The following is a 14,277-nucleotide window of genomic DNA, read 5'->3' on the forward strand; positions in this document are numbered from 1 at the left end:
TAGCAGCATTGGCTTCCCGCCGCCCGGACTCAGTCGGCCTTGCGCCAGCGCACGCCCTCGCGCGAGAACTCGACGATCACGCCCATGGCCTTGAGCTGGTCACGGATCTCGTCAGAGCGCTGGAAGTTCTTGGCCTGGCGCACGGCCACGATCTCGGCCACCAGCGCCTCGACCTCGGCAATGAAGCCGGCATCACCGGCACCCGCCTGGCGGAAAGCCTCGGCATCATGCTGCAGCAGACCGATCAGGCCGGCCAGGCGCTTGAGCAGGTTGGCGTGCTGGCTGGCGCCGGCGGCATCACCGGCCTTGTCGCAGCGATTGGCCTCGCGCACCAGCTCGTGCAGCACGGCGATGGCTTCGGGGGTGTTGAAGTCGTCGTTCATGGCCGACGCGAAGCGTGCCTGGTATTCCCCGGCAGCGGCCGGCTCTCCGGCTGTCGCGTTCACGAAGGCGCCCAGCGTGGTGTAGAAGCGCTCCAGCACCTGCTTCGCCTGATCCAGCGCGGCATCGGAATAGTTCAGCGGGCTGCGGTAGTGGCTGCCGGCAATGAAATAGCGCAGCACTTCCGGGTGGTAGAGCTTGAGCACTTCGCGGATGGTGAAGAAGTTGTTGAGCGACTTCGACATCTTCTCCGAGTTCACCTGCACGAAACCGACGTGCATCCAGGTGTTTACGTAGGTCTCGCCCGTGGCGGCCTCGCTTTGCGCGATCTCGTTCTCGTGGTGCGGGAACAGCAGGTCGCCACCGCCGCCGTGGATGTCAAAGCTGTTGCCGAGGCAACAGGTCGACATCGCCGAGCACTCGATGTGCCAGCCCGGACGCCCGCCACCCCAGGGCGAAGCCCAGGCCGGCTCGCCCGGCTTGGCCGCCTTCCAGAGCACGAAATCCATGGGGTCGTTCTTGATCTCGTCGACCTCGACGCGGGCACCGGCCTGCAGGTCATCGAGCTTCTTGTTAGACAAACGGCCATAGCGCGGGAAGCTGGACACGTCGAAATAGACGTCGCCGTTCTTCGCCGGATAGGCATGTCCCTTGTCCACCAGCGTGCCGACCATGGCCAGGATGTCGTCGACATGATCGGTGGCCTTGGGCTCGAGATCGGGCGCCAGCGCACCGAGGGCAGCGGCATCCTCGTTCATGGCGGCGATGAACCGGGCCGTCAGCGCCTCGATGGGCTCGCCGTTCTCGTTGGCGCGCTTGATGATCTTGTCGTCGATGTCGGTGATGTTGCGGACATAGGTGACCTTGAAACCGCTCTCGCGCAGCCAGCGCGTGATGATGTCGAAGGACACCATGACGCGGGCGTGACCGATGTGGCAGTAGTCATAGACGGTCATGCCGCAGACATACATGCTGACGGCGCCGGCCTGGCGCGGCACGAAGACGGCCTTGCGACGCGTCTCCGAGTTGTAGATGACCAGCTCGCTCATGCCTGGCCACCGTGCTTGGCCGCGGCTGCACCGCCCTGCTCGACCTTGCCCCAGGAGTCCTTGAGGCCGACGGTACGATTGAACACCAGGCGCTCAGGCGTGCTGTCGCTGTCGACGGCAAAGTAGCCTTCACGCTCGAACTGGAAGCGTTCGCCCTGCTGCGCGGCAGCCAGAGCCGGCTCCAGGCGCGCCTCGCGGATCACGGTCAGCGACTCGGGATTGATGCAGGTCTTGAAGTCGGCATCGCCACGATCCGGTGCCGGGTCACGGAACAGGCGGTCGTAGAGACGCACCTCGGCCACCACGGAGTGCGCGGCCGACACCCAGTGGATCACGCCCTTGACCTTGCGATCCGGCGGATTCACGCCCAGGGTGTCGAGATCAACCGAGCACTCCAGCGCCACGACCTCGCCGTCGGCATTCTTGTGCACGACATCGCAGCGGATCACGTAGGCATTGCGCAGTCGCACCTCGCCACCCGGCACCAGGCGCTTGAAGCCCTTGGGCGGCACTTCCTCGAAATCGGCACGATCAATGTAGATCTCGCGTGCCAGCGGCAGTTCGCGATCACCGAGATCGACGGTGGGATGGCGTGCGGCCGTGAGCACCTGCACCTGATCCTGCGGCCAGTTGCTCAGCGTGACCTTGAGCGGGCGCAGCACGGCCATGGCGCGGGGCGCCGAGTTCTCGAGCTGCTCGCGCACGCAGAACTCCAGTAGCGAGACGTCACTGATGCCTTCCGACTTGCTGATGCCGACCTTGTCGCAGAACACGCGCAGCGCCTCCGGGCTGTAGCCGCGACGACGCATGCCGGCGATGGTGGGCATGCGCGGATCGTCCCAGCCGCTGACCAGCTGCTCGTCGACCAGCTGCTTGAGCTTGCGCTTGCTGGTCACCGTGTAGTTCAGGTTGAGACGCGAGAACTCGATCTGCTGCGGGTGCGGCAAGCTCGGCAGGTTGTCCAGCAGCCAGTCGTAGAACGGACGATGCGCCTCGAACTCCAGCGTGCACAGCGAATGCGTAATGCCTTCGAGGGCATCGGAAATCGGGTGCGTGTAGTCGTACATTGGGTAGATGCACCAGGCGTTGCCGGTCTGGTGATGCTCGACATGACGGATGCGATAGAGAATGGGGTCACGCAGGTTGATGTTGCCCGAGGCCATGTCGATCTTGGCGCGCAGCACATGCGCGCCATCACCGAATTCGCCGGCCTTCATGCGCGCGAACAGATCCAGGTTTTCGGCAATCGGACGCTCGCGGTACGGGGAGTTGCGTCCCGGCTCGGTGAGCGTGCCGCGACCTTCGCGGATCTGCTCCGGGGTCTGCGAGTCGACATAGGCCTTGCCAGCCGTGATCAGTTCGACGGCAAAGTCGTGCAGAGCCTGGAAATAGGCCGAGGCGTAACGCACCTCGCCGGCCCAGCTGAACCCCAGCCATTGCACGTCACGCTGGATGGCGTCGATGTACTCCTGCGACTCTTTTTCCGGGTTGGTGTCGTCAAAACGCAGATTGCACAGGCCATCCGCCTCCTGGGCAACGCCGAAATTCAGGCAGATCGACTTGGCATGGCCGATGTGCAGATAGCCGTTGGGTTCCGGCGGAAAACGGCTGACAACCTGGCTGCACTTGCCGCTGTCGAGGTCAGCAACGATACGGGTACGGATAAAGTCTCTGGGTTCAATCATAGTCACGACGATCATCGGGCTGGCAGACGACGGGGTGGCATGACAAGGGCGAAACGGCCGCCTATCATGTCGCCACCCGGGAGCAGCACGACGGTACTGTCCTCGCTGTCTGTACGGCAGTAAATAATCGAACAGTGTACCGTGCGCCTGCTCGGCTGCTCAACCAATCACCCTCGCCACACAGGAATGTCGCCATGAAAGTTGCGCTCAACACCAACAAGGGCCGTATCGTGCTCGAACTCAATGCCGAGAAGGCACCGAAGACCGTCGCCAACTTCGTCGACTACGTGACCTCCGGCCATTACAACGGCACCATCTTTCACCGCGTCATCGACGGCTTCATGATCCAGGGCGGCGGTTTCGACGCCAAGATGCAGCAGAAGTCGACCAAGGCACCGATCCAGAACGAAGCCGACAACGGCCTCAAGAACGACATCGGCAGCATTGCCATGGCACGCACCAACGATCCGCATTCCGCCAGCGCGCAGTTCTTCATCAACGTCGGCAACAACAGCTTCCTCAACCACACCGCCAAGAACCCGCAGGGCTGGGGCTATGCCGTGTTCGGCAAGGTCAGCGAGGGCATGGACGTGGTCAACGACATCAAGGGCGTGGCCACCGGCAATGCCGGCTACCACCAGGACGTGCCGCGCACACCGGTGATCATCGAAACCGCTGAAGTGATCGCGGAGTAAGTCCGTGGCGCGCGCCCTGCTGCTCTCCGATGTCCATCTCGCGCCCGACCTGCCGCGGTGCAGCGAGGCCCTCAAGGCCCTGCTGCGCGATCTGCCGGCGGACTGCGAGGCCGTCTACGTGCTGGGCGACCTGTTCGAGGTCTGGGTCGGCGACGACCACCACACGCCGTATCTGGACGACATCTGCGAGACCTTCCGCAGCGTGGGCGCGCGCGGCATCAGCCTGGCCTTCTGTCACGGCAACCGCGACTTTCTGCTCGGCGCCAGCTTTGCCGAGCGTGCCGGCGGTCGCCTGATGGCCGAGGCCGAAGTCGTCGAGCTCTGCGGCACCCCCACCCTGCTCATGCATGGCGACCAGCTCTGCACGCTGGATGCGGCCTACATGGCCTTCCGCGCGCAGTCGCGCAATCCGGCCTGGCAGCAGCAGATGCTGAGCCAGCCGCTGGAGCAGCGCCTGATGGTGGCGGAAATGATGCGCATGAAGAGCCAGATGGCGAACAGCAACAAGGCCGAGAACATCATGGACGTGACCCAGGACGAGGTCGTCCGCGTCATGGCCGAGGCTGGCGTCGAGCGTCTGATCCATGGCCACACGCACCGCCCGGGGCGTCACCAGGTCGAGCTGCCCGGTGACATGTCGGGCGAGCGTCTGGTGCTGGGCGACTGGCGCGAGCACGAAGGCACTGCCGTCATCGCCTGGGCCACGGCCGAGGGCGTTGAACTGCGCGACTATTCGTTCAGGTAACTCAGACGCGGCGAAACAGCATCAGGCTGAACGCCGCTTCGGTGGCAACGTCGGGCAAGGCTTCCAGGGCGGCCCGGCGCTCCGCTTTCGCCTTCCAGGCATAGGGCGTCATCGCCAGCAGATCGACCAGCGCCTGCCGGGTCAGCTGCAACGGCACACGCAGCTCATGGCGCTGCTCCAGCTCGAAACTGTCGGCAAAATCGCGCAGGAACTTGTCCGGCTCATGTGCCCTGACTTCACCGAACAGCCCTTCCCGGACATGCCAGAGGTGATCCGGCGCCGGCGTCACCACCAGCACATGCCCGCCTTCGCGCAGCACACGGTGCATTTCCGCCACCGGCAACGGGCTGAACAGGCTGCACACTACATCCTGGGACGCGTCTGCCAGCGGTAGCGCCACCGCGCTGGCCACCAGCCAGGTCAGCGCCGGAACACGTCGTGCCGCCAGCTGGATGGCCGGCTTGGCGATGTCAATGCCGGTCACCTCGCCGGCTACCGTCGCCATGGCCTGCGTGTAGTAGCCCTCGCCGCAGCCTATGTCGAGCAGGCTGCGTGGCTGCAGGGGCGCCAGCATGGCCTGCACGCGGTCACGCAGGGGCTGGTAATGCCCGGCATCCAGAAAGGACCGGCGCGCACGCACGCTGTCCGGCGTGTCGCCAGGATCCCGGCTTTTCTTGTGCTGCACCGGCAACAGGTTGACATAGCCTTCGCGGGCCACGTCAAAGCTGTGCCCGGTGGCGCAGAACCAGCGCCTGGGCTCCCGTGTCAGGGCTTCCCGGCAGAGCGGGCAACGCATCAGGGACATGTCGCGCTCGCGAGTGCGCCGGCACGGACAGGAGTCAGGGTTGGCGGACCGCTGTGGAAGCGGATCTCGTCATCCGGCTGGCTGATCAGCGCCTGCTCAACCTCGCGGAAGAATGCGACGCGCTCACGTATGGAGGTGCCGGCATAGGTCTCGGCGAGTCCGAGGTAATGCTGGAAATGCCGGGACTCCGAACGCAGCAGGAAAGTGTAGAAGCGCTTGAGCTCGTCATCCAGATGCGGCGCGATGGCGGCAAAGCGCTCGCAGGAGCGCGCCTCGACGAAGGCACCGATGATCATCAGGTCGACCAGACGCCCCGGCTCCGAGGTGCGCACATGCTGGCGCAGCCCCTCGGCATAGCGTGAGGCCGAGACCGGCCGGTAGCCCAGCCCGCGCTGCCGCATCAGGTCACGCACCTGTTCGTAGTGCAGCAGCTCCTCGCGCGCCAGCTGCGCCAGCTCGTCCTGCAGGCGGTCGCGATCGTTGTAGCGGAACATCATGTTCATGGCCGTGCTGGCCGCCTTCTTCTCGCAGTTGGCATGGTCCTGCAGCAAGGTCGGCAGATCGGTCAGGGCCGCCTGGATCCAGGATTCAGGCGTCGTGCAGCCGAGAAAGTCGAGAACCGGCTGCATGAAGTCGGGGGCTGTCGCGGGCATCGGCAGGCTCCAGTAAGCAAGCCGGTCATGATACCCGAAGCCGACCGGATGCCGTGCCGTTCGCCGCATAAAGCTTGGTCGTGTCCGGGGCTTGCACTATCCTTGTGCGCGGTTGTCACGAGTTCTCTGCCCTATGTCCCAGCCCGCCCTGAGTTTCAAGGATCGCCTGTCGATCGCCTTGCTGAGCTTCTTCGGTCGCCTGCCACTGCCCTTCCTGCAGCGCCTCGGGCGCTGGCTGGGCCAGCTCGCCAGTGCCCTGCCCGGGCTCGGCCCCTTCCCGGTGGTGCTGCGCAACCTGCAGCTGTGCTTTCCGGAAAAGACGGGGGCCTGGCACGAGGAAACCGCGCGCAAGAGCATGATCAGCACCGGCATGACCGCGTTCGAGTTCGCCAGGACCTGGATCATGCCGCCGGACTACAGCGTCGCGCAGATCCGCGAGGTGCATGGCGGCGAGCTGTTTCATGATGCGCTGGCCAGCGGGCGCGGCGTCATCGGCATCGTGCCGCACTGGGGCACCTGGGAGTTCATGAATGCCTGGGTCAACCAGTACACCTCACCGGTGATCATGTACAAGCCCGGCAAGCAGCCCGGCGTTGACGCGCTGGTCGCCCTGGCCCGCAGCCGCCTCAAGGCCACCGTGGTGCCGGCCGATGAAACCGGCGTGCGCGCCACCTTCAAGGCGCTGCGTCAGGGCGGGTTTTCAGCCATTCTTCCGGATCACACCCCGACCGAAGCCGGCGGCGTGCAAGCGCCATTCTTCGGCATCATGACGCGCACCGCGGTGATCGTGCCCAAGCTGGCCGCCAAGACCGGCTGTGCCGTCATCATCATGGGCTGCGTCCGCCGCGCCGATGGCGACGGCTTTGACATGCAGTTCCTGCCGGCTGACCCCGATGTCAGCAATCCCGACGTGGCCGTGGCTGCCGCCGCCATGAACCGCTCCATGGAAGCACTGATCCGCATGGCCCCGGAGCAGTACCAATGGACCTACAAGCGCTTCAAGCACAACGCCACGCTGGCGAACCCCTACCGCTTTCCGGATTGATCGAGCCAGCCACGGCCTGTCGCGCAGAACGCGGGACGGTCACCCGTCCAGATTGGTGTCGGAGCTCGGATCGGGCCTGAAGTCGGCACTGCCGTGACGCGCCAGCGGTGCGTCCTCGACACCCGGCTTGAGCTGGTTCACCAGGCTGAGCACGTCGATGGTGGAGATCTCCTGGATGGCCGGATCCTCGATGCGCGCATTGACCTCCTTGACGATCTGGTCACGCACGATGGGCTCGACCAGCATCAAGGTGTCGAGCACGTTGCTGGGCAGGTTCTCGCTGTTGATGTCGATGCGGATGTCACGGCCGCGCACGCGGTGCGGCACCAGCTTGAGCACCACGGGGGCGTAGGTTTCCACGTCGATGCGCACGCTGATGGTGACATCCATGGTGAACTTGAGATGCAGGTTGAGGATGGTGACATCCAGCTTGACGTCGCCCAGCACCTTGAGCACGAAGCTGATGTTGGGCAGCAGATCCAGCAAGGGATCGACCGTGATATCGTCAAGCTGGAACAGGTAGTCCACCACCATCAGGTCGGCTGGCAACTTGCGCATGGTGCCGGCAATCGTCGAGTCCAGGGCGGACTGGATCTCGTGTCCGATGCGGCGCGCCGTGACCACGTGATGGATGAATTGATGGCCGAATTCGGCGTAGCTGATCTTCTGCATGCGGCTCATGCCGTTGGCTCTCTCTGATGACGCCCAATGCAGGGATAGTAGGTGGCCTGAGGGCCGGAATGCAAAACCTCATGTGCTGTCAAAGACAGCCTTCCATCCATTGATCGGACAAACACCATGGCAACACCGGATGACGAATTGCAGGCCATGCTGGCGGAGCTGAAGCAGCAGTTTCTGCAGCGCGCAGGCGAACAGGCCGCGAGCATCGTTGCCGCCTGCGCCAGCCTGGACCCAGCCCTGCCCTGCGGCGATCAACCTGCAGCCACCGAGCTGATCCGCTTCTGGCACCGGATTGCCGGCAGTGCCGGCAGCTTCGGGCTGGACGATTTGTCCGTGTCGGCACGCGCGCATGAACGCTGGCTGGAGGCTGACGTGACGGATGCTGGCATCCTGCCGGCTGAGCGCGCCGACCGGATCAGCGCCATGTCGGCGCTCGCCGCCCGCCTGGGCTGATGCCACCGAGGCGGCAGGCCCGCTTCCGGCGAGCATGAAAAAGGCGGCAACCGGAGTTGCCGCCTTGTGCAGGGGCATGACCCGGCATCGCGAAGGATGCCGGGCACGGCTTACTTCAGATCGAAGCGATCCAGCGTCATGACCTTGTTCCAGGCCTTGACGAAGTCCGCAACGAACTTGGCCTGACCGTCGGCAGCGCCATACACCTCGGCCACTGCGCGCAGCTCGGAGCTGGAACCGAAGGCCAGATCCACCGGGGTGGCCGTCCACTTCAGGGCGCCGCTGGCACGATCAACCCCTTCGTACAGGCCCTCGCCCTTGCCCGACTTGCGCCACTGCGTCGACATGTCGAGCAGATTGACGAAGAAGTCATTGCTCAGCACCCCCGGGCGACTGGTGAGGACGCCATGCGCAGACTGGCCGGCATTGGCGTTGAGCACGCGCAGGCCACCGACCAGGGCGGTCATTTCCGGCACCGTCAGCGTCAGCAGGTTGGCACGATCGACCAGCATGGTGGTTGGCGAACGGTGCTCGCTCTTGCTGAAGTAGTTGCGGAAGCCGTCAGCACCGGGCTCCAGCACCGAGAACGAAGCCACGTCAGTCTGGGCCTGGGAGGCATCCATGCGACCCGGCACGAACGGCACCGAGACCTTCTGCCCGGCCTTCCCGGCAGCCTGCTCGATGGCTGCAGCACCGCCGAGCACGATCAGGTCCGCCAGCGACACTTTCTTGCCACCGGCCTGGGCCTTGTTGAAGTCCTTCTGGATGCGCTCCAGCTTGGCCAGCACCTTGGCCAGCTCGCGCGGATTGTTCGCCTCCCAGTCCTTCATCGGTGCCAGGCGGATGCGCGCACCGTTGGCGCCGCCACGCATGTCGGTACCCCGGAAGCTGGATGCCGAGGCCCAGGCCGTGCGCACCAGCTCCGGACCGGTCAGACCCGAGGCGAGAATGCGGCTCTTCAGTGACGCGATGTCGGCGGCATCCACCAGGGCATGGTCGACGGCAGGGATCGGATCCTGCCAGATCAGGGTTTCCTTGGGCACCTCGGTGCCGACATAGCGCGCCACCGGACCGAGGTCACGATGAGTCAGCTTGAACCAGGCCTTGGCGAAAGCGAGCTCAAACTCCTTGGGATTGGCCAGGAAGCGGCGGCTGATCTTGTCGTAGGCCGGATCCATGCGCAGTGCCAGGTCGGTGGTGAACATGATCGGGGCATGCAGCTTGCCCGGGATGTGGGCATCCGGCACGTTCTTCACCTGATCGGCATTCTTCGGCACCCACTGGGTACCGCCGGTCGGGCTCTTGGACTTGACCCAGTCAAAGGCATACAGGTTGGTCAGGTACATCATGGTCCAGCGCGTGGGCGCTGCGGTCCAGGCACCTTCGAGACCGCTGGTGACGGTGTCTTCCGAGTGGCCCTTGCCACAGCTGTTCTTCCAGCCCAGACCCTGCTCCTCGAGCGTGGCGGCAGCCGGCTCGGGTCCCAGGCATTTGGACGGATCATGAGCGCCATGGGCCTTGCCGAAAGTGTGTCCGCCGGCGATCAGCGCCACGGTTTCCTCGTCGTTCATGGCCATGCGACCGAAGGTCTCGCGGATGTCACGCGCGGCGGCCAGCGGATCGGGATTGCCGTTCGGACCTTCCGGGTTGACGTAGATCAGGCCCATCTGGACCGCTGCCAGCGGCTTCTCGAGCTGGCGATCACCCTTGTAGCGCTTGTCATCCAGGAACCTGGTTTCCGGACCCCAGTAAACCAGATCCGGCTCCCAGTCATCTTCACGACCACCGGCGAAGCCGAAGGTCTTGAAGCCCATGGACTCCAGGGAGACGTTGCCGGTCAGCACCATCAGGTCGGCCCAGGACAGGTTGCGGCCGTACTTCTGCTTGACCGGCCAGAGCAGGCGGCGTGCCTTGTCGAGGTTGGTGTTGTCCGGCCAGCTGTTGAGTGGTTCGAAACGCAGCTGGCCACCACCGGCACCGCCACGTCCGTCCGACACGCGGTAGGTGCCGGCACTGTGCCAGGCCATGCGGATGAAAAACGGGCCGTAGTTGCCGTAGTCAGCCGGCCACCACGGCTGCGAGGTCGTCAGAACCTGCTCGATGTCCTTCTTGACGGCGGCCAGGTCCAGGCTGGCAAACGCCTTGGCATAGTTGAAGTTCGGGTCGAGGGGATTGGATTCCGCGCCATGCTGGCGCAAGGGTGAAAGATCCAGCTTGTCCGGCCACCAGAATTGCGGCGACACGTTGGATGCGGCCGCACCGGTCATGGCAGGCGATGCCGGTGCCGGCTTGGCCATGACCATCGGGGACAGCGCCATCGCAATAGCGACGACCAGGGCTTTTCTGTTCATGACATGTACCTCGCTGAGTTGTGCTTGTTCTGTGTGTGCTGCAATCCGTGGTCACTGTCGGCGACAGCCCTCGATGACCAATCCTACATCGGTTTGTTATGGCGCCTGCAACGACTCCGACAACCGGATCAGGTGACCGAAGAACGGCAATGCCATTCGTGCAACCGGGTTCGGCAAGAAATTGCCTTGTACCTGAAGCGCCCGTGCTCATTCATCCTACGGATTGCCGGAACAATGTGTAATTGATTGTTTTTCTGTTGTTGATAGAGGATTTCTATTGCATGGACAGACGCAGGACATAATCAGGCCACTGGATCGTGGCGCAGATATCACTATAGTCGAGACATCCTTTTCCGGAGCCCCGTCATGACTCTCGCCTACCTCTGTGTCGTCTTTGGCTTTTTCCTTCCCGTGCTGCTGGCCGGCTATGCCAAGCTCAGCTCGGGCTTCCGTCCGCGTGACAACCGCAACCCGCGCGAGTTTCTTGCCACGGTGCAAGGCAAGGCAATGCGCGCACGCTGGGCCGAGCAGAATACCTATGAAGCGCTGCCGGGCTTCTTTGCTGCCGTGGTGATTGCGCACCAGCTGCAGGCGCCGCAACACCAGGTTGACGCCCTGGCGCTGGGCTTCATCGCCCTGCGCCTGATCTATGCCTGGTGCTATGTCAGCGACCGTGCCAGCCTGCGTTCGCTGGTGTGGACAGGGGCCCTGGCCTGCACGGTCGCGTTGGTGCTGATCGGCTTCTGACGCTGGTCGCGCCAGCCGGCCTCAGAAGCTGTACTGCAGCTGCAGACGCAGAGCGTCGCTGTCAAAAGCGGCGTAATCCGGCTTGTCGGCACGGTTGCCGGTGACCAGGTTGTTGCGATCCATCTGGTGGTAGACCGCCGTCAGTTCGAGCTGGCGATTGAACTGCCACTCGAGACCGAACTCCCAGTCGTTGACGCGATTGCGCGGTGCGTTGGTCTCGGCCTTGTTGTAGCCGTCGAAGCTCTGCCATTTCACGAATGGCATGAGCACCTGCTCCTTGCCACGCTTGAACTGGTACATGGCCTGAATGTAGCCACCCTCGATGTCACGCTCGTCGATGGTCCGCGTTGCCAGATCGAGACCGGGGCTGGTGCCCCAGTTCCACTCCGCCTGCAGACCGAACGGCTGCGGGTAGAGAATCGCGCTGACACCGACGCGCTCATCGTCGAAGCCTTTGCGGAAGCGGGCGTCTGTTCTGAGACGATTGACGTCTTGCTCTCTGACACCGTTGAGGCCCGTGAACTTGCCCGTGCTCGGCACGAACTTGCCGCGGTACCCCTGCACGCCCAGCTCATAGAACTGCCCGCCAGCGGCCTTGAACGGAATGCTGACCCGGGCGACCTGGTGCAGGGTATCGTTGGTGTCGCGGCGATTGGCACCCTGGCCGTTGTAGACCCCGTAGCCGATCATGCCGTAGTTGCCTGAATGCTTGAGGCCAGCCTGCTGGATCTCCTGGAACAGCTTCTGCACCGGCTGCGGCGTGTAGTAGTAGAACACCCCGGTGTCGCGCTCATCACGCACCCCGCTGTTGAGGGCATCGGCACGATCCAGCGTGAGACGGTTCTGGCTCGACTGCAGGTTCTCGAAGCCGAACGGCACCTTGGACTGACCGACGCGGAATCGGTGCACCTTGGCCGTGTCGACATTCACGTCGGCATAGGCGTCGCGAAGCTGCAGCACGTTGCCGGTGGTGCCTGACGTCGAGGCGAAGTCGGGCTGGATGTAGACGCTGAGGTGGTCATTGACGTCGCTGGAGAACACCAGCCGGCCGCGCCGGATGAGGAAGCTGTCGCCATTGATGGAATCGGCATCCCCGACCGAGCGATCCGTCCACAGATCAACGCCTTCGTCACCGGAGAGGATGTCGCTGTAGCGCGCCTGGACATAACCGCGCACCTGGACCGAGGGGCGACTGCCCGATGGCTTGGCCGCTGCCGGTGCGGCGGCGGCTGCCGTGACGGCTGACGGGGCCGATGAGGACGTCGCGGCATCTGCCAACCGTGATGCTGCCGTCGCCTCGGCAGCGGCATCGACCGGGCGGAAACTGCCCAGCTTGATGCGTCCGTCACCGGGCTCGGCGAAAAGCTGACGGGTCTTGGCATCCATGTAGAGGTCAATCGCGCCCGAGGTCTGCGCCAGCGCCAGGCCGGAGCCCAGGCAGAGCGCGAAACAGGACAGGGAACGGGTAAGTTGTCGCATGCGTAGCATCCTGTGACAGGTAAAAAAAGGCCGGGTGGCTGACTGGACACACCCGGCCAAGAGGGTTTCGGGATCAGCGGACAGAGGGGAACATCAGCCTGCCGCCACCAGGCGGACGGTCAGGGACGGATTGCGGCTGCCGCGTTCGTCGATGACCGCCGACAGCTCGCACTTGCCGCTGGGCACGACGTGCGTGGTCTTGAACGGGCCGACGCCGCGACGCGCCACCGAGCCGCATGCCACCTCGCCCCCCGCCGTGGCCAGCATCACCTGACCGGCAGCTGGGTCATAACGCAGGCCATTGACGGTGATGCGGCGCAGGTAAGGGTCTTCCGAAAAGGTGCGGAAGGCGTACAGGCTGACCCAGGCAGTGTTGGAACGGGTATCGACGACAAACTCGGTCATCGGGTCATACAGGGTTCCGGCAGGCTCCTGATGGATCACCGGGCTGGCAATCGCGGTGGAGGAAACGAGCAAGGCAAGGGCTGCCAGCATCGATGGGGCGGGTCGCGTTTTCATGACAAGTCTCCGTGAGCTCACGGAGCCATTAGAGAATCATCCTGCGTCGTGATGATCTGCTGAAAGACAGATCCTGATGTCCGCGAAAAGACAGACACAGGATCGTCATGAGGATGTCATCGTTCTGTCATGACCAACGACATCGTAGGACGCCGCCATGCCACGGAGAACCGCTCCCCTTTCAACCTCCACCACCAACGCATCTCGCCCCGTGCCTCGCAGGCAGCCAGGCCATGCGCTGGCAATGCTGGGCCTGCTGGCGGGCGTCACCAGCGCCCTGCCCGTTCGCGCCGCGACCATTGATGACGAACTGGTCTGGGGTGCCTGGTTCAACACCGCGACCCTGAGCGACCGGCTCAGCGTGATATCGGACCTGCAGGTGCGCAGCAGCGACAACGCCGATCAGGTCCGCAACGTGCTGGCCCGCGCCGGACTCGCCTGGCAGCTGGACGACCGCCATCAGATCGTGGCCGGCTATGCGCACGTGATCACGCACCCCGACAGCGGCGACAGCCTGACCGAGCAGCGCACCTGGCAGCAGCTCAGCCGCCGCGACACCGTGGCCAGCCTGCCCCTGACGCATCGCCTGCGCCTCGAGCAGCGCCGCATCGAGCTGGCCAGCGGGGACACCACGACGTCGGATCGCTTGCGCTACATGGTGCGCACCACCCTGCCGCTGAGCGGGCCGAACTATGTCGCGCTGCAGAACGAGATCTTCCTGACGCTGAGTGGTCGCGAGGCACTGAATGACCGGGTGTTCGACCAGAATCGTGCCTACGCGGGTCTGGGTCGCAAGTTCTCGCCCTCGGTGGATGCCGAGGTGGGCTACCTGAACCAGTGGCTGCAGGGCCGTGCGGACGATACCCGCAACCACGTGCTGCAGGTCGCCCTGATCACGCGCTGGTGACAACCGCTGCGCGAGGGGAACGGCACTGCGGAGATTCCACGCAGCACCCCCGGCTGTGCCATGATCGGGCATCCCGCCTGTC

At 64.3% G+C, this 14,277-nt stretch carries 14 protein-coding genes; 6 read left to right on the forward strand and 8 right to left on the reverse strand.

The features are described from left to right. Positions 1 to 29: 29 nt before the first annotated feature. Positions 30 to 1,430 carry a cysteine--tRNA ligase gene (gene cysS, locus F595_RS0106605; RefSeq protein ID WP_022956082.1) on the reverse strand — a complete coding sequence of 467 codons (1,401 nt, stop codon included), beginning with the start codon at positions 1,428 to 1,430 and terminating at the stop codon, positions 30 to 32. Next, the gene (locus F595_RS13140) at positions 1,427 to 3,130 is read right to left on the reverse strand and encodes a glutamine--tRNA ligase/YqeY domain fusion protein (RefSeq protein WP_051144644.1); all 1,704 of its coding nucleotides are present in this window, start codon (positions 3,128 to 3,130) and stop codon (positions 1,427 to 1,429) included. The genes cysS and F595_RS13140 overlap by 4 nt, the downstream gene beginning before the upstream one ends. A 179-nt stretch (positions 3,131 to 3,309) precedes the next feature. Between F595_RS13140 and F595_RS0106615 the strand changes: the two genes are divergently transcribed. Further along, positions 3,310 to 3,810 carry a peptidylprolyl isomerase gene (locus tag F595_RS0106615; RefSeq protein WP_022956084.1) on the forward strand — a complete coding sequence of 167 codons (501 nt, stop codon included), beginning with the start codon at positions 3,310 to 3,312 and terminating at the stop codon, positions 3,808 to 3,810. 4 nt (positions 3,811 to 3,814) lie between these two features. Then, complete coding sequence (locus tag F595_RS0106620) at positions 3,815 to 4,555, forward strand: UDP-2,3-diacylglucosamine diphosphatase (protein ID WP_022956085.1); 741 nt, start codon at positions 3,815 to 3,817, stop codon at positions 4,553 to 4,555. A 1-nt stretch (position 4,556) separates the two neighbouring features. Here F595_RS0106620 and F595_RS0106625 read toward each other — a convergent pair whose 3' ends face one another. Both F595_RS0106625 and miaE read right to left on the reverse strand, forming a co-directional pair. After that, positions 4,557 to 5,360 (reverse strand): putative RNA methyltransferase, encoded by an 804-nt coding sequence (locus F595_RS0106625; protein WP_022956086.1) that lies wholly within the window; start codon positions 5,358 to 5,360, stop codon positions 4,557 to 4,559. Continuing rightward, entirely contained in the window at positions 5,351 to 6,013 is a 663-nt protein-coding gene (miaE, locus tag F595_RS0106630; RefSeq protein ID WP_022956087.1) for a tRNA-(ms[2]io[6]A)-hydroxylase, read from the reverse strand. Before miaE ends, F595_RS0106625 begins: the two co-directional genes overlap by 10 nt. 133 nt (positions 6,014 to 6,146) lie before the next feature. Here miaE and F595_RS13145 point away from each other — a divergent pair, with 133 nt between their 5' ends. Next, positions 6,147 to 7,058: a lysophospholipid acyltransferase family protein gene (locus tag F595_RS13145; RefSeq protein ID WP_022956088.1), complete on the forward strand. Its 912-nt coding sequence runs from the start codon at positions 6,147 to 6,149 to the stop codon at positions 7,056 to 7,058. 39 nt (positions 7,059 to 7,097) lie between these two features. Here the strand turns inward: F595_RS13145 and F595_RS0106640 are convergent, their stop codons facing one another. Then, positions 7,098 to 7,739 carry a hypothetical protein gene (locus F595_RS0106640; RefSeq protein WP_156873815.1) on the reverse strand — a complete coding sequence of 214 codons (642 nt, stop codon included), beginning with the start codon at positions 7,737 to 7,739 and terminating at the stop codon, positions 7,098 to 7,100. 117 nt (positions 7,740 to 7,856) lie between these two features. On the opposite strand from F595_RS0106640, the gene F595_RS0106645 reads away from it, so the two are divergent. After that, positions 7,857 to 8,192: an Hpt domain-containing protein gene (locus F595_RS0106645; protein ID WP_084682854.1), complete on the forward strand. Its 336-nt coding sequence runs from the start codon at positions 7,857 to 7,859 to the stop codon at positions 8,190 to 8,192. A gap of 110 nt (positions 8,193 to 8,302) precedes the next feature. Here the strand turns inward: F595_RS0106645 and katG are convergent, their stop codons facing one another. Further along, positions 8,303 to 10,459 (reverse strand): catalase/peroxidase HPI, encoded by a 2,157-nt coding sequence (gene katG / locus F595_RS0106650; protein ID WP_407635949.1) that lies wholly within the window; start codon positions 10,457 to 10,459, stop codon positions 8,303 to 8,305. A gap of 450 nt (positions 10,460 to 10,909) precedes the next feature. On the opposite strand from katG, the gene F595_RS0106655 reads away from it, so the two are divergent. Continuing rightward, positions 10,910 to 11,290, forward strand: a complete 381-nt coding sequence (locus tag F595_RS0106655) for an MAPEG family protein (RefSeq protein ID WP_022956092.1) — start codon at positions 10,910 to 10,912, stop codon at positions 11,288 to 11,290. Between the two features lie 21 nt (positions 11,291 to 11,311). On the opposite strand, the gene F595_RS0106660 is transcribed toward F595_RS0106655, so the two are convergent. Next, positions 11,312 to 12,769 (reverse strand): porin, encoded by a 1,458-nt coding sequence (locus F595_RS0106660; protein WP_022956093.1) that lies wholly within the window; start codon positions 12,767 to 12,769, stop codon positions 11,312 to 11,314. A gap of 93 nt (positions 12,770 to 12,862) precedes the next feature. Further along, positions 12,863 to 13,288 (reverse strand): hypothetical protein, encoded by a 426-nt coding sequence (locus tag F595_RS0106665; RefSeq protein ID WP_156873816.1) that lies wholly within the window; start codon positions 13,286 to 13,288, stop codon positions 12,863 to 12,865. 211 nt (positions 13,289 to 13,499) lie between these two features. On the opposite strand from F595_RS0106665, the gene F595_RS0106670 reads away from it, so the two are divergent. Then, the gene (locus F595_RS0106670) at positions 13,500 to 14,195 is read left to right on the forward strand and encodes a DUF2490 domain-containing protein (protein ID WP_169446970.1); all 696 of its coding nucleotides are present in this window, start codon (positions 13,500 to 13,502) and stop codon (positions 14,193 to 14,195) included. Positions 14,196 to 14,277: the final 82 nt, after the last annotated feature.

Source organism: Perlucidibaca piscinae DSM 21586, assembly GCF_000420045.1.
Classification (GTDB): domain Bacteria; phylum Pseudomonadota; class Gammaproteobacteria; order Pseudomonadales; family Moraxellaceae; genus Perlucidibaca; species Perlucidibaca piscinae.

Bases quoted from the DNA above. Each gene is read 5' to 3' on its own strand.
- F595_RS0106660 (WP_022956093.1), bottom strand. From the start codon at position 12,769: ATGCGACAACTTACCCGTTCCCTGTCCTGTTTCGCGCTCTGCCTGGGC.
- katG (WP_407635949.1), bottom strand. From the start codon at position 10,459: ATGACCGGTGCGGCCGCATCCAACGTGTCGCCGCAATTCTGGTGGCCG.
- F595_RS0106655 (WP_022956092.1), top strand. From the start codon at position 10,910: ATGACTCTCGCCTACCTCTGTGTCGTCTTTGGCTTTTTCCTTCCCGTG.
- F595_RS0106645 (WP_084682854.1), top strand. From the start codon at position 7,857: ATGGCAACACCGGATGACGAATTGCAGGCCATGCTGGCGGAGCTGAAG.
- F595_RS13145 (WP_022956088.1), top strand. From the start codon at position 6,147: ATGTCCCAGCCCGCCCTGAGTTTCAAGGATCGCCTGTCGATCGCCTTG.
- miaE (WP_022956087.1), bottom strand. From the start codon at position 6,013: ATGCCCGCGACAGCCCCCGACTTCATGCAGCCGGTTCTCGACTTTCTC.
- F595_RS0106665 (WP_156873816.1), bottom strand. From the start codon at position 13,288: ATGAAAACGCGACCCGCCCCATCGATGCTGGCAGCCCTTGCCTTGCTC.
- F595_RS13140 (WP_051144644.1), bottom strand. From the start codon at position 3,130: ATGATCGTCGTGACTATGATTGAACCCAGAGACTTTATCCGTACCCGT.
- F595_RS0106615 (WP_022956084.1), top strand. From the start codon at position 3,310: ATGAAAGTTGCGCTCAACACCAACAAGGGCCGTATCGTGCTCGAACTC.
- F595_RS0106640 (WP_156873815.1), bottom strand. From the start codon at position 7,739: ATGAGCCGCATGCAGAAGATCAGCTACGCCGAATTCGGCCATCAATTC.
- F595_RS0106625 (WP_022956086.1), bottom strand. From the start codon at position 5,360: ATGTCCCTGATGCGTTGCCCGCTCTGCCGGGAAGCCCTGACACGGGAG.
- cysS (WP_022956082.1), bottom strand. From the start codon at position 1,430: ATGAGCGAGCTGGTCATCTACAACTCGGAGACGCGTCGCAAGGCCGTC.